Source organism: Microbacterium sp. LWO14-1.2, from assembly GCF_038397715.1.
In the GTDB taxonomy this organism is placed as follows: Bacteria; Actinomycetota; Actinomycetes; order Actinomycetales; family Microbacteriaceae; genus Microbacterium.
The window spans coordinates 3,603,887-3,617,144 of sequence record NZ_CP151633.1 but is presented as its reverse complement, the minus strand read 5'-3'; the positions used below and the strand labels follow the sequence as shown (position 1 = coordinate 3,617,144).

At 68.7% G+C, this 13,258-nt stretch carries 12 protein-coding genes; 6 read left to right on the top strand and 6 right to left on the bottom strand.

Annotation, left to right across the window (positions count from 1 at the left end; all coding sequences use genetic code 11):
- Position 1 precedes the first annotated feature (1 nt).
- Positions 2-1,375 (top strand): dihydrolipoyl dehydrogenase, encoded by a 1,374-nt coding sequence (lpdA, locus tag MRBLWO14_RS17495; protein ID WP_341934331.1) that lies wholly within the window; start codon positions 2-4, stop codon positions 1,373-1,375.
- An 88-nt stretch (positions 1,376-1,463) separates the two neighbouring features.
- Entirely contained in the window at positions 1,464-3,242 is a 1,779-nt protein-coding gene (sucB, locus tag MRBLWO14_RS17490; protein WP_341934330.1) for a 2-oxoglutarate dehydrogenase, E2 component, dihydrolipoamide succinyltransferase, read from the top strand.
- Positions 3,243-3,252: 10 nt separating this feature from the next.
- Here sucB and MRBLWO14_RS17485 read toward each other — a convergent pair whose 3' ends face one another.
- Positions 3,253-4,764, bottom strand: a complete 1,512-nt coding sequence (locus MRBLWO14_RS17485) for a hypothetical protein (protein ID WP_341934329.1) — start codon at positions 4,762-4,764, stop codon at positions 3,253-3,255.
- A gap of 159 nt (positions 4,765-4,923) precedes the next feature.
- On the opposite strand from MRBLWO14_RS17485, the gene MRBLWO14_RS17480 reads away from it, so the two are divergent.
- On the top strand, positions 4,924-5,634 hold the full coding sequence (locus MRBLWO14_RS17480) for a DUF4191 family protein (RefSeq protein ID WP_341934328.1): 711 nt from the start codon (positions 4,924-4,926) through the stop codon (positions 5,632-5,634).
- Positions 5,635-5,698: 64 nt separating this feature from the next.
- Here MRBLWO14_RS17480 and MRBLWO14_RS17475 read toward each other — a convergent pair whose 3' ends face one another.
- Positions 5,699-6,886 carry a RimK family alpha-L-glutamate ligase gene (locus MRBLWO14_RS17475; protein WP_341934327.1) on the bottom strand — a complete coding sequence of 396 codons (1,188 nt, stop codon included), beginning with the start codon at positions 6,884-6,886 and terminating at the stop codon, positions 5,699-5,701.
- A 25-nt stretch (positions 6,887-6,911) separates the two neighbouring features.
- Here MRBLWO14_RS17475 and MRBLWO14_RS17470 point away from each other — a divergent pair, with 25 nt between their 5' ends.
- On the top strand, positions 6,912-7,391 hold the full coding sequence (locus MRBLWO14_RS17470; RefSeq protein WP_341934326.1) for an ATP-dependent zinc protease: 480 nt from the start codon (positions 6,912-6,914) through the stop codon (positions 7,389-7,391).
- Between the two features lie 6 nt (positions 7,392-7,397).
- Here MRBLWO14_RS17470 and MRBLWO14_RS17465 read toward each other — a convergent pair whose 3' ends face one another.
- Positions 7,398-7,826: an RDD family protein gene (locus MRBLWO14_RS17465; RefSeq protein ID WP_341934325.1), complete on the bottom strand. Its 429-nt coding sequence runs from the start codon at positions 7,824-7,826 to the stop codon at positions 7,398-7,400.
- 117 nt (positions 7,827-7,943) lie between these two features.
- On the opposite strand from MRBLWO14_RS17465, the gene glnA reads away from it, so the two are divergent.
- The gene (gene glnA / locus MRBLWO14_RS17460; protein WP_251587946.1) at positions 7,944-9,368 is read left to right on the top strand and encodes a type I glutamate--ammonia ligase; all 1,425 of its coding nucleotides are present in this window, start codon (positions 7,944-7,946) and stop codon (positions 9,366-9,368) included.
- A 193-nt stretch (positions 9,369-9,561) separates the two neighbouring features.
- Here the strand turns inward: glnA and glsA are convergent, their stop codons facing one another.
- Together glsA and MRBLWO14_RS17450 are read right to left on the bottom strand one after the other, a co-directional pair.
- On the bottom strand, positions 9,562-10,500 hold the full coding sequence (gene glsA, locus MRBLWO14_RS17455; protein ID WP_341934324.1) for a glutaminase A: 939 nt from the start codon (positions 10,498-10,500) through the stop codon (positions 9,562-9,564).
- Positions 10,501-10,512: 12 nt separating this feature from the next.
- Positions 10,513-11,016 carry a GNAT family N-acetyltransferase gene (locus MRBLWO14_RS17450; protein ID WP_341934323.1) on the bottom strand — a complete coding sequence of 168 codons (504 nt, stop codon included), beginning with the start codon at positions 11,014-11,016 and terminating at the stop codon, positions 10,513-10,515.
- Positions 11,017-11,150: 134 nt separating this feature from the next.
- Between MRBLWO14_RS17450 and MRBLWO14_RS17445 the strand changes: the two genes are divergently transcribed.
- On the top strand, positions 11,151-12,296 hold the full coding sequence (locus MRBLWO14_RS17445; protein ID WP_341934322.1) for an AI-2E family transporter: 1,146 nt from the start codon (positions 11,151-11,153) through the stop codon (positions 12,294-12,296).
- On the opposite strand, the gene MRBLWO14_RS17440 is transcribed toward MRBLWO14_RS17445, so the two are convergent.
- Positions 12,283-13,212 (bottom strand): diacylglycerol kinase family protein, encoded by a 930-nt coding sequence (locus tag MRBLWO14_RS17440; protein ID WP_341934321.1) that lies wholly within the window; start codon positions 13,210-13,212, stop codon positions 12,283-12,285. The genes MRBLWO14_RS17445 and MRBLWO14_RS17440 overlap by 14 nt on opposite strands.
- Positions 13,213-13,258: the final 46 nt, after the last annotated feature.

Here is a 13,258-nt window from a genome sequence, read left to right as displayed (position 1 = left end):
CATGACAACCCACACCTTCGACATCGTCGTCCTGGGCGGAGGCAGCGGCGGCTACGCCGCAGCTCTTCGAGCGAGCGAACTCGGCAAGTCCGTCGCTCTCATCGAGAAGGACAAGGTCGGCGGCACGTGCCTGCACCGGGGCTGCATCCCCACGAAGGCACTGCTGCACGCGGCCGAGGTCGCCGAGCACGTCCGCGACGCCGCGCACGTCGGCATCACCGCGACCCTCGAGAGCATCGACCCGGCCGGTATGCGCACCTACCGCGAGGGCATCGTCGCGAAAAAGTACAAGGGCCTGGAGGGGCTCGTCAAGGCGCGCGGCATCACCACCGTGTCCGGATTCGGTCGACTGAACGCCGACCGGTCTGTGAGCGTGGGCGACGACGTGTACGTCGGCACCGACGTGGTGCTGGCGACGGGGTCGTACAGCCGGACGCTGCCCGGGCTCGAGATCGGCGGACGCATCCTCACGAGCGAGCAGGCCCTGTCGCTCGACGTCATCCCCGACCGCGTGCTGGTGCTCGGCGGCGGCGTCATCGGCGTGGAGTTCGCGAGCGTGTGGCGCTCGTTCGGCGTCGACGTCACGATCATCGAGGCGCTGCCGCATCTGGTGCCCAATGAGGACATCGCGATGAGCAAGGGGCTCGAGCGCGCCTTCCGCCGCCGCGGGATCACCTCCTCCCTCGGCGTCAGATTCCGGTCAGCGACCCAGACCGACGAGTCGGTCACCGTGACTCTCGAGGACGGCACCGAGTTCACCGCCGATTACCTTCTCGTCGCGGTCGGACGCGGTCCCGTGACGTCGGACCTGGGCTTCGAGGAGGCGGGCATCGCCCTGGACCGCGGCTTCGTCACGGTCGACGAGGACCTCCGCACCGGCGTGCCGGGGGTGTGGGCCGTCGGCGACATCGTGCCGGGGCTGCAGCTGGCACACCGCGGGTTCCAGCAGGGCATCGCGGTCGCGGAGCGCATCGCCGGACTCTCGCCCGCGAACATCCCCGACTCCCAGATCCCCAAGGTCACCTACTCCAGCCCCGAGGTCGCCTCGGTCGGCATCACCGAGGAGGCCGCCGTCACGGAGAACGGAGCGGATGCCGTCACCGCCTACGAGTACAACCTCGCGGGCAACGGCAAGAGCGAGATCATCGGGACCGGCGGTCTCGTGAAGGTCGTGCGCCTCAAGGACGGTCCCGTGCTCGGCGTGCACCTCCTCGGCGACCGCGTGGGCGAGCTCATCACCGAGGGTCAGCTGGCCGTCGCGTGGGAGGCGCACCCGGAGGACATCGCTCCGCTGATCCATGCTCACCCGACCCAGAGCGAGGCGCTCGGCGAGGCGTTCCTGGCTCTCGCCGGCAAGCCGCTGCACGCTCTCTGACCCCGACACCGACCGGCGCGGAACACCAAGGGCCGCGCAGGTCACTAAGCTAGACAAGCGTCATACAACTTCTAAAGGAGACTCCGTCATGAGCACATCCGTGGTCCTCCCCGCTCTCGGTGAGAGCGTCACAGAGGGTACGGTCACCCGCTGGCTCAAGCAGGTGGGAGACACCGTGCAGGCGGATGAGGGCCTGCTCGAGATCTCGACCGACAAGGTCGACACCGAGATCCCCTCCCCCGTCACCGGCGTGATCGAGGAGATCCTCGTCGCCGAGGACGAGACCGTCGAGGTGGGTGCACTGCTCGCCCGCATCGGCGACGGCAGCAGCTCCGCACCGGCCGCCGACGCCCCTCAGGCCGCCGCGCCCGAGGCCGAGGCGACGCCCGAACCCGCCGCTGCGCAGGCCGAGGCACCTGCCGCAGAGCCGGCTCCGGCCGCTGAGGCAGCCCCGGCTGAAGCCGCTCCGGCCGCCGCCCCCGCGGGCGACGCGAAGGACATCGTGCTCCCCGAACTCGGTGAGAGCGTCACCGAGGGCACCGTGACGCGCTGGCTCAAGCAGGTCGGCGACAGCGTCGAGGTCGACGAGGCCCTGCTCGAGATCTCGACCGACAAGGTCGACACCGAGATCCCGTCCCCGGTGGCCGGCGTGCTGCAGGAGATCGTGGCTGCGGAAGACGAGACGGTCGCCGTCGGCGCCGTCCTCGCCCGCGTCGGATCGGGAGCCGCGCCTGCTCAGGCGGAGTCCGCTCCTGCCGCGCCGCAGGCCGCTCAGCCTTCCGAGGCCCCCGCCGCCGCGGCGTCGGTGTCGGAGACTCCCGTCGAGAAGCCGGCCGAGCGCCCCGCTGCGGAGGCTCCCGTCCAGGCCCCGGCCGAGGCCGCCAAGGAGGAGGCGACACCCGCTGCGGCGCCCGCCGCCTCCGCTCCTGCTGAGCCGAAGCTCTCCCTCCCGACCGAGAGCGACAACCTCTACGTCACGCCGCTCGTCCGTCGCCTCGCCTCGCAGCAGGGCGTCGACCTCGCGAGCGTCAAGGGCACCGGTGTCGGAGGACGCATCCGCAAGGAAGACGTCCTGAAGGCCGCCGAATCCGCATCCTCGGCTCCCGCCGCAGCTGCGGCACCCGCCGCACCGGCTCCGCTCGAGGTGTCGCCGCTCCGCGGCACCACGCAGCCGATGTCGCGTCTGCGGAAGGTGCTCGCCCAGCGTGCCGTCGAGTCGATGCAGTCGACCGCTCAGCTCACGACCGTCGTCGAGGTCGACGTCACCGCTCTCGCGGAGTACCGCGACAGTGTCAAGGCGTCGTTCCTCGAGAAGACGGGCGACAAGCTGTCGTTCCTGCCGTTCTTCGCTCTCGCTGCCGCCGAGGCCCTGCAGGCCTTCCCGATCGTGAACGCCACGGTCGACGGCGACCAGATCAAGTACCCGGCGACCGAGAACCTGTCGATCGCAGTCGACACCGAGCGTGGGCTGCTGACTCCGGTCCTCCGTGACGCGGCGACGAAGAACATCGCCGAGATCGCTCATGAGATCGCCGACCTGGCTGCACGCACCCGCGACAACAAGCTGAAGCCCGACGAGCTCGCGGGTGGCACGTTCACGCTGACCAACACCGGGTCGCGAGGCGCGCTGTTCGACACCCCCGTGGTGTTCCTGCCGCAGTCGGCGATCCTCGGCACGGGCACGGTCGTCAAGCGTCCCGGCCTGGTCAAGGTCGGCGGCAGCGATGCGATCGCGATCCGCTCGTACGTGTACCTCGCCCTGTCGTACGACCACCGCATCATCGACGGCGCCGACGCGGCCCGCTTCCTCGGAGCGGTGAAGGCACGCCTCGAGTCGGCGCAGTTCGCCGCTCAGCTCGGCGCCTGATCCGCGCACATCACTCCGGCTGGTCCGCGGCGTCGTAGACGTCGCGGACCAGCCATTTCTCTGCCACCCTCACGAGCACGAGCATCCGCGAGCCGGCGGCGTCACGGCCTTCCGCGACAGGCTCCGCCATCCGGATCACCGCGATGTCCCCGTAGACGTCGAGCAGGGCGAACTCGGCTTCCCCACCCCGTCGATCCCCCGTGCTCAGCGCCTCGACCGCGCCCGCGGATCCCGGCGCGACTGAGCTCGCACACTCGGAGTCCCCGGAGGAGGCGCACTCTCCGATGCTGCGGACGAGCTGAGCAGCCGCCGCGACCGGATCGTCGTCGAGCGGACCCTCCGCCGACTCTGCGGCACGACGACTCGCCTCGGGTACGGGCGAGGACGACTTGTCCCCCGGCGTCTCGGGAACGGCGCGATCCGGTGGAGAGTCCGTCGCAGTCTCCCCGGGGCGCCCGTGCGACGGCTCCCCGGTCGCTCCGCCGGGCCAGAGCGCTCCACCCACGAGGACGAGCGCGGCGGCGCCGATCCCCACGACGATCTTCGGCGCGCGTCGACTGCGGGACGGCGCAGCGCCGTCGACCCGCACAGAGCGACGCGCAGCCGTCGGCGGCATCCGTCGCGCCTGCGTCATCCACAGCCCGAACCGTCGCCCGATCTCGGACACCCATGCCGGAGGGCGCCGCACGAGCGATCCGAGACGAGACACCGCGGACGCACGTCGCCCTCGGGGACTGCCGTGCAGTCGGCGACGACCATCGGTGCGGAACCGCTGCCGCACCGCCGACCCGCGCTCCGCCTCCGGGCTCGCCGGGCCGCGGACTCCCTGTACGACCTGGCTCTCACGCACCTCCGCACCCCGTTCGACCCGGCGCAACGGCCGCGGCGCGGCGATCTCCAACAGTTCGGCCTCCCATGCCAGAAGCTGACGGCGCGGAACGTCCGGTCGCTCGAGGCTCCCGCGCAGGCCGTCACGGATCACAGCCAGCAGTCGGCGGTGCGCACGATCCGTCCGCCCTGCCTCCAGCGCTTCGACGAGGTCTGCCGCCGAGGTGCGGGCATCAGCGCCGTTCCCTGCGCCGATCACGAAGGTCGGACACCCCTCGTCGGTGAGCCACCACTCTCCTCGAGATCCGAGAGTGCCGGAGGCGGTCGACTCATCGATGCCTCGCAGCAGACTGACGGCGAGGGTGCCCACCTCACCGGCGGACAGCGCGGGCTCCCCCGACCCGCGCTGTCCGATGAAGGTCGACACTCGTTCCGTGCACCACGGCAACAGCACGTCGTGCCCGTCGACGCGCCGGACGAGATCGAGCGGGCCGACGACATGACGACTCCCGGCGTGCCGCCGGCCCTCCCAGCCATCGATCTCGTCCATGTCCCGTAGCACCGCCACACCGTCCCCACGGGTGACGAGCGTTCCGGGATACGGTCCCTCCTCCGCCGACAGCCGCCGCACGACCCGGTGCGCACCGGGAACGAGCTGCGGCTCGGCTCGACTGACGTCCTGCTCGGCCTTCATGCCCCCATGACAGCGCATCCGAATGCCGCGCGGGCCGGAAACGGGCGCCTGTGCATGCATCGCCGCCGATTCCCGAGTTGTGCAGAAGAGGTGGACGACCGGGTCCGCCTCCCGCGAACGGCGACATGACGGCATCCGGGAATCGGTATCCTTATACGCATGGCAAACCGATCGTCCGCGCCCGAGAAGCGCCCCGGCTTCTTCTCCCAGATCAAGTCGCTCTTCCGGTTCACCCGCGAGGTGTACCCCTGGCTTCCCTGGGCGCAGATCGCGGTGCTCGTGCTCGGCGTTCTCGTCGGCCTCATCGTCGGCTACCTGATCCCGCCGTTCCAGGTGTGGACCCTCATCCTCTGGGGTATCTCCGGCCTGATGCTCGGCGTCCTCGGGGCGATGTTCCTCATGACGCGCCTGTCGACCTCCGCCATGTACCAGAAGATCGACGGGATGCCCGGAGCGACCGGTCACGTGGTCAGCACGAGCCTCGGTCGCAGCTGGCAGGGCTCCGACACCCCGGTCGGCATCAACCCGAAGACGCAGGACGCCGTCTACCGCGCCGTCGGTCGCGGCGGCGTCGTCGTGATCGGCGAAGGCGCCCGCGGTCGTCTCACCCGCCTCGTGAACGACGAGCGCAGCAAGGCCGCCCGCGTGGCCCACGGCGTTCCCGTGACGGTGCTCTACGTCGGCCACGGCGATGACGACGTCGCGATCGCCGATCTCGCCAAGACGATCAAGAAGCTGCCCAAGGCGATCGACAAGGCGACGATGGCCGCCGTCATCAAGCGCATCGACTCGGTGTCGCAGTCGATCTCCTCGCTGCCCATTCCGAAGGGGATCGACCCGACGAAGGTGCGCGCTCAGCGCCCTCGTTGATCGCACTCCCGCAGACGACGAAGCGCGGCCGTTCTCCCGAGGAGGACGGCCGCGCTTCTGTCTCTCACTCCGAGAGCGGCTGACGCGGGAGCTTGCGCACCTTGGCGCGGCGACGACGGCGTTCCGGGATCATCGAGCGCATCTCGTCGAGCTTACCGAAGCAGAAAAGACGGTCGTCCGCCTCGAGCACCACGTGCTTGCGCGGATTCGGGATCACCGAGACGCCGCGGTGCAGGGTCAGGACGGTGATGTCGCGTTCCCAGAGCCCCGCCTCGCCGAGTGTCTTGCCCACGAGCCCCGCCGCGTTGTGCACCATGAGCTCGGCGACGCCGTAGCCCGTCGAGACCGTGAGCCGCTGCCGCACGTCGATCTCGGGGAAGGCGACCTGACCGGCGATGTAGTCGATGATCGCTCCTGCGACGTCGAGCTTGGTCGCGGTCTCGATCCCCTGGAGGCCCGGAGAGGAGTTGACCTCCATCACCAGCGGACCCTCGTCTCCCTCGAGCATGTCGACGCCGGCGACTCGCAGGCCCATGATCTGCGCGGACCGCACGGCTGCGCGCTCGTAGACCGGGTCGAGCTCGATGGCTTCGACCGAGCCGCCGCGGTGGACGTTCGAGCGGAACTCGTCGCCCGCGGCCGAGCGCCGCATCGCCGCGACCACGCGGTCGCCGACGACGAGGGCGCGGATGTCGCGTCCTCGACTCTCGGAGATGAATTTCTGGATCAGCACGTTCTGCTTGGTCGAGTGCAGGGTCTCGATGATGGCCTCGGCCACCTTGACCTGCGGGGCGAGGATCACGCCGATGCCCTGGGTCCCCTCCAGGAGCTTGATGACGACGGGTGCCCCGCCGACGCGCTCGATCGCCGGCCGCACGTCCGCGCGGTTGCGCACGAAGGCCGTCGGCGGCATCGCGATGTTGTGGCGCGACAGGATCTGATTCGCGCGGAGCTTGTCGCGGGCACTGGAGATGCCGTTCGCGGTGTTCGGCGTGTACACGTCCATCTGCTCGAACTGCCGCACCACGGCCGTGCCGAAGTAGGTGATCGAGTTGCCGATGCGGGGCAGGATCGCGTCGTAGTCGCTGAGCTGCCGACCCCGGTAGTGGAGGTCGGGCTCGTCGGAGGTGAGATCGATCGCGAAGCGCAGCGTATTCAGCACCTTGACGTTGTGTCCGCGCTGGAGAGCGGCGGCACGCAGTCGTTGCGTGGAGTACGCCTGGGGCGCACGGGAGAGCACTGCGATCTTCACGGGGATTTCCTGCCAGGATGGTCGGGTGAGTAAGTCATCCCATTCAAACACTCTTATCGGGTGGCGAGAATGGGTGAGCCTGCCCGATCTCGGAGTCGACTGGATCAAGGCCAAGATCGACACCGGTGCGCGCACGTCGTCGCTGCACGCCTTCCACATCGAGGAGTTCGAGCGCGACGGCGTGTCGTGGGTGCGCTTCCGCGTGAAGCCCTGGCAGGACAGCCAGGAGGATGCCGTCGTCGTCGAGTCGCCCGTGCACGACCGGCGCGCGGTGCGCAGCTCCTCCGGTCATGCCCAGGACCGGTTCGTCGTCGAACTGCTCATTCGCCTCTACGACCGCGAGGTGCTGGCCGAGGTCACGCTGAGCAATCGCGACGAGATGGGGTTCCGGATGCTCATCGGACGCGAGGCGCTCAAGCAGGGGTACGTCGTCGATCCCGCACGGTCGTTCGTCGGAGGGCGCGCCCCTCGCGAGGCCCGGCGCCGCAACCGCGGCAGGGAGTGATCCCCCTCAGGCGCGGATGAGGACGAGGCCCGATGCCTTGTCGTGGAGTCCGCGCTGATCCGCGTCCCAGATGACGGCGGGGATCACGACGACCAGGAGCAGCGTGCGGACGATCGGTCGCCAGAGACCGACCCAGCCGCCGTGCAGACGGACGACCCGCATTCCCAGGATGCGATGGCCGGGGCTTCCGCCGGCGGTGGGGATGAAGAGGATCTGCAGCGCCGCGAAGACCGCGAGCGGTCCGAACTGCGACAGGCCCGCCTCGGACGGAAGAGCGAACTGGTCGAAACCGAGGAACGCCGTCGCAATGATCGTGGCGGCGACGTAGTCGATCACGAGCGCCCCGATCCGGCGTCCGGGACGGGCGATGCTGCCGGTCCCCGTGTTCGGCAATCCGAGTCGTTCACCGGGGTACGAGTTCACAGCATCCGTCACGTCTCCAGCCTACCGGCGCGTAACATCCCGGAAACAAAGCCGATACTCCCGGGAAACGCCCCAGCCGTACTGTGCAGAATGGCCGTAAGCCATCGATCCGCAATCCAGGAGTCGTCCATGTTCAAAGATTCGTCCGAGGTTCTCGCCTACATCAAGGAGAACGAGGTCAAGTTCCTCGACATCCGCTTCACCGACCTCCCGGGTGTGCAGCAGCACTTCAACATCCCCGCCTCCACCGTGGATGAGGACTTCTTCACCAACGGACAGCTCTTCGACGGCTCGTCGATCCGCGGTTTCGCGAACATCCACGAGTCCGACATGCAGCTCATCCCGGACGTGACGACCGCGTACATCGACCCGTTCCGCGAGGCGAGCACGCTGGTCATGATCTTCGACATCTACAACCCGCGCACGGGTGAGATCTACACGAAGGACCCGCGTCAGGTCGCGAAGAACGCCGAGAAGTACCTCGCGTCGACCGGCATCGCCGACACCGCCTTCTTCGCCCCCGAGGCGGAGTTCTACATCTTCGACGAGGTCCGTTACTCGGTCACCGCGGGCGAGAGCTTCTACAAGGTCGACTCCGAAGAGGCCGCCTGGAACACCGGTCGCGAGGAAGAGGGCGGCAACCTCGGCAACAAGACCCCCTACAAGGGCGGCTACTTCCCCGTCTCGCCCGTCGACAAGACGGCCGACCTGCGCGACGACATCACGCTGAAGCTCATCGACGCCGGGTTCATCCTCGAGCGCTCGCACCACGAGGTCGGCACCGCCGGTCAGCAGGAGATCAACTACCGCTTCGACACCATGGTGCATGCGGCCGACGACATCCTGAAGTTCAAGTACATCGTCAAGAACACGGCAGACCTCTGGGGCAAGACGGCGACGTTCATGCCGAAGCCGCTCTTCGGCGACAACGGCTCGGGCATGCACACGCACCAGTCGCTGTGGAACGACGGCAAGCCTCTGTTCTACGACGAGGCCGGCTACGGCCAGCTCAGCGACATCGCCCGCTGGTACATCGGCGGCATCCTGGCGCACGCGCCTGCACTGCTCGCCTTCACCAACCCGACCCTCAACAGCTACCACCGCCTGGTGAAGGGCTTCGAGGCGCCGGTCAACCTGGTGTACTCGGCCGGTAACCGCTCGGCCGCGATCCGCATCCCGATCACGGGCTCCAACCCGAAGGCCAAGCGCATCGAGTTCCGCGCGCCGGATGCCTCGGGCAACCCGTACCTCGCGTTCGCCGCGCAGCTCATGGCCGGCCTCGACGGCATCAAGAACCGCATCGAGCCGCACGAGCCCGTCGACAAGGACCTCTACGAGCTTCCCCCCGAGGAGGCCAAGAACATCCCGCAGGTGCCGAACTCGCTGCTGGACTCCCTCGAGGCGCTGCGCGCCGACCACGCCTTCCTCCTGGAAGGTGGCGTGTTCACCGAGGAACTCATCGAGACCTGGATCTCCTACAAGTACGAGAACGAGATCCTGCCGATGGCCCAGCGCCCGCACCCGTTCGAGTTCGAGCTGTACTACGGCGTCTGATCAGCCGTGACCAGTGGCCCCGGAGCTTCGGCTCCGGGGCCACTGCTGTATCCCCTGGACCGCGCTGATCCGAGAATCGCGAGGAGGGCCGCGTGACGCGAGCACGGGAGGAGCACGAGATGTTCGGTTCGAGATCGAAGGGCGAGAAGCTCGATCGAATGATGGAGCAACTGCGACCGGGGCCGCGGGGCGGTCAGCGCGGGCTCGGCCGGAAGGAGTGCAGGTCGAGGTCGGCACTGAGGAGTTCACTGGCGAGGTGACCGCGCACGCTCGTGCCCTGATCGTCGAGGGGCGGGCTGATGACCGCCGCTCCGAGACGGCCGGGCGCGGACAGCACGATCACGCCGGAGACGCCGGACTTCGCGGGCACGCCGACCTGCCGCATCCACCGCCCGGACCCGTCGTACACGCCGCGCGTCGCCATGACCGAGATCACATCGCGCGCGACCTCGCGGGAGACGACCTCCACACCGGTGACGGGATTCCGCCCGCCCGCCGCGAGCGTGGCACCCATCAGTGCGAGATCCCGCGCGTCGACCAGCGTCGCGCACGCCTGCGCGTAGACCGCGACCGCATCGTCGGCGCTGACCGCCAGTGTGTCCTCCGCCCGCATGAGATGAGCGAGCGCGTGGTTGCGATCGCCGAGCAGATGCTCGTTCTTCGCGATGTCGGCGTCCACCTCGAGGGCTCGACCGGCGAACGCCGACAGGCCGGAGAGGATACGCGCGCTGCGGGCTGCGGCATCCGCTCCGTCGACGAGGGAGGCGGTGAGGAGGGCGCCGGCGTTCACCATCGGGTTCGGCGGCCTGCCGGTGCCGCTCTCGAGCTTGATCGCATCGAAGGCTTCCCCCGTCGGCTCGATGCCCACGCGGTCCAGCGCTTCGCCCTCGGTGTCCTGCAGGGCGAGGGCGAAGAGGAACGGCTTCACCGCGGACTGGATGCTCACCCGCACGTCCGATCCTTCGCTCGCATTGCCGGCGCCGTCGACCGTCACGACAGACAGCGCGACGAGCGAGGGATCCGCATCCGCCAGCTGCGGGATGCTCTGGTCGACCTGGCCCCCGGTCTCCGGCAGCACCCGGCCGCGCAGTGCGTCGAGGTCGTAGGTGAGCGGATCGGGTGGAGACGTCATGTCTCCACCCTGTCACGACGCGGGTGCAGGTCGAGTGCCCACTCGTGCGAGTGCAGCTCGGATCCGCGGAACCGGCCTGCTGACGCTCCCACCAGCTCGAAATCCCGCGCGACGGCAGACGCCGTTGGAGGCGGCGTTCTCGACGGCCGGGAAGGCTACGAGATACCCCAGCCCCGCGGGGTGCGCCCGAGCATCCTCGATGAGCAGAGCAAGCGCGCGCGAGGCCACACCCCTCCCCTGTGCTGCGGGCAGCACGAACCATCCCGTCTCGAACGCCGACTCGTCCCGCCACTCGACCGTCCAGTAACCGATCGCGCCGACCGGGACGTCATGCGCGTCCAGCACCGCGAACATCCGGGCCTCCGTGGGGTCGAGACCGAGATAGCGACGATGGCGTTCCTCGACCTGCTGCGCGCTCTCCGGACCGTTCAGGTGCGTCGTCATATCTGCGGTGTTCGCCGCGCGCAGCAGCGGTAGATCGTCATCCGACCACGGCCGGAGTCTCAGTGTCTCCATCCACTGACCGTGCCACGGGCCTCCGACATCCCGCATAGCACCGGAGGCGACCTCTGCGCCACCCGGCGTGCCCCGCTTGACCGGCATCCACCGCGGTGGTCAACTGAGAGGTCGGTACCACCAGAGGGGGCATCATGCGTCGCAAGACGATCAAGGCGCAGGTCGCGGCCACGGAAGAGCTGATGAACCAGCCGAAAACGGCCGCGGCGGCCATCGCACGCATCAATCCGTTCATGTACGGACTGCTCGGCGCTCTCGGCGTGCTCGTCGCGCTCGTCCTGGGCGGCATCGTCGATCAGCTCGCCACCGTGCTCGTGTACATCGGCGTCGCCATCTTCCTCGCGCTCGGCCTCGACCCGATCGTCACCTGGATCGAACGCAAGCTGCCGCGTCCGGCAGCCGTGGCCATCGTCGTTTCGGTCGTGGTGCTCGCCTTCGCCGGCATCCTCCTCGCGATCGTGCCGATCCTCGTCGAGCAGATCTCGAACCTCATCAAGGACGGACCGAAGATGGTCCAGGACTTCATGGCCAGCGACTGGTTCAAGAGCATCAGCGACCAGTTCGGATCCACCTTCGACGACGCCGCTCAGGGCGTGCTGAGCTTCATCCAGGACCCCGGCAACATCCTCAACATCTCCGGCGGCGTCTTCGCGGTCGGCGCCGGCATCGCCGGGGGCTTCACCGGCGTCACCATCGTCCTCATCCTCACGCTCTACTTCATGGCGTCACTGCGCAGCATGAAGAAGGTCTCGGCGCGCTTCGTCCCCGCCTACCAGCGCGAGACCTTCAGCGGGCTGCTGGAGGACGTCTCCGGAGCCGTCGGACGCTACGTGATGGGGCAGGCGAGCCTCGCGCTGATCAACGGCATCCTGAGCCTGATCATGCTGACCATCATCGGCGCCCCCGTCCCCGCGCTGCTGGCCCTCATCGCCTTCATCGGGTCGATGATCCCGCTCGTCGGAACACTCTCGGCATCGATCATCAACTCGCTGATCTGCCTGATCGCGAGCCCGATCACGGCGCTCATCGCGTTCATCTACTACCTCGTGTACATGCAGATCGAGGCATACGTGCTGTCGCCGCGGATCATGAACAAGGCCGTCGCGGTTCCCGGTGCTCTCGTCGTCATCGCTGCGGTGGCCGGCGGTGCGCTCGGCGGCATCCTCGGTGCGCTCGTCGCGATCCCCGTCGCAGCGAGCATCATCATCATCGTGCAGAAGGTCGTCTTCCCGACGCAGGACGCGAAGGTCGTGCCGCCGGGAACCCTCAGCGAACGGTGATCGCGGCGGGCTGCACCCGCACGCTGAAACGCGAGACCTCGCCGACCTCTTCGCCGTCGATCTCGAAGATCTGAGGGGACGACAGCTCGACCCCGATGCGCTCCGCGGACACGTGCGTGGTCGAATTGGTGCTGACGGCTTCGTCCACCGCACCGAAGATCCGGCGGATGCCGTTCTCCCAGACCACCGAGCGCACCGTATCCAGCCATTGCAGCGGGCCGTCGGCGCTCACGAGCAGCATGTCGAGCTGGCCGTCGTCGAGCACGGCGTCGGGAAGCAGCCGGATGCCGCCCTGCACCATGCCGCAGTTGCCGATCAGCATCGTGTGGCCGCGGAGCTCCTGCGCCTCGCCGTCGTCGAGAGTGAGCGCGATGTCGGTCATCTCGGTGCCGGCGAGAGCGCGACCCATCGCCTCGACATACGCGAGCCACCCGGCGCGGTCCTTGAGGTCGTCGTCGGTCTCGACGAGCATCTGCGCATCGATGCCGAAGCCCACCATGACGACGAAGGCATGCTCCTCGCCGTCGATGTCGACCCAGCCGATGTCGATCTTCTTCTCCTCGCCGTCGCGCACCCGGACGAGCGCCGCCGCGGGGTCGTTGAGCGGGATCGAGAGGTTGCGCGCGAGCAGGTTGCCCGTCCCCCGCGGCACGATGCCGAGCGCCGCAGCTGTGCCGGCGAGGCCCTCCGCCACGGCGCGCACGGTCCCGTCGCCACCCGCAGCGACGACCACGTCGCACCCGGCCGCGACGGCTTCGGCGGCCATCCCGCGACCCGGGTCCTCGGGGGTGGTCTCCCACCACTCGACCACGGTTCCGTCGGCGTCGTCACCGAAGACGTCCTCCACGGCCGACCGCAACTGGTCACCGCCCGGCTTCGAGGGGTTCCAGATCACACCGAGCTTCGAGATCGCCATGAGGTCAGCCTGTTCCAATCCCGCCCGCTTGGCAACTCGACGGGCG

Bases quoted from the DNA above. Each gene is read 5' to 3' on its own strand.
- lpdA (WP_341934331.1), top strand. From the start codon at position 2: ATGACAACCCACACCTTCGACATCGTCGTCCTGGGCGGAGGCAGCGGC.
- MRBLWO14_RS17480 (WP_341934328.1), top strand. From the start codon at position 4,924: ATGGCAAACCGATCGTCCGCGCCCGAGAAGCGCCCCGGCTTCTTCTCC.
- MRBLWO14_RS17440 (WP_341934321.1), bottom strand. From the start codon at position 13,212: ATGGCGATCTCGAAGCTCGGTGTGATCTGGAACCCCTCGAAGCCGGGC.
- glsA (WP_341934324.1), bottom strand. From the start codon at position 10,500: ATGACGTCTCCACCCGATCCGCTCACCTACGACCTCGACGCACTGCGC.
- glnA (WP_251587946.1), top strand. From the start codon at position 7,944: ATGTTCAAAGATTCGTCCGAGGTTCTCGCCTACATCAAGGAGAACGAG.
- MRBLWO14_RS17485 (WP_341934329.1), bottom strand. From the start codon at position 4,764: ATGAAGGCCGAGCAGGACGTCAGTCGAGCCGAGCCGCAGCTCGTTCCC.
- sucB (WP_341934330.1), top strand. From the start codon at position 1,464: ATGAGCACATCCGTGGTCCTCCCCGCTCTCGGTGAGAGCGTCACAGAG.
- MRBLWO14_RS17450 (WP_341934323.1), bottom strand. From the start codon at position 11,016: ATGGAGACACTGAGACTCCGGCCGTGGTCGGATGACGATCTACCGCTG.
- MRBLWO14_RS17445 (WP_341934322.1), top strand. From the start codon at position 11,151: ATGCGTCGCAAGACGATCAAGGCGCAGGTCGCGGCCACGGAAGAGCTG.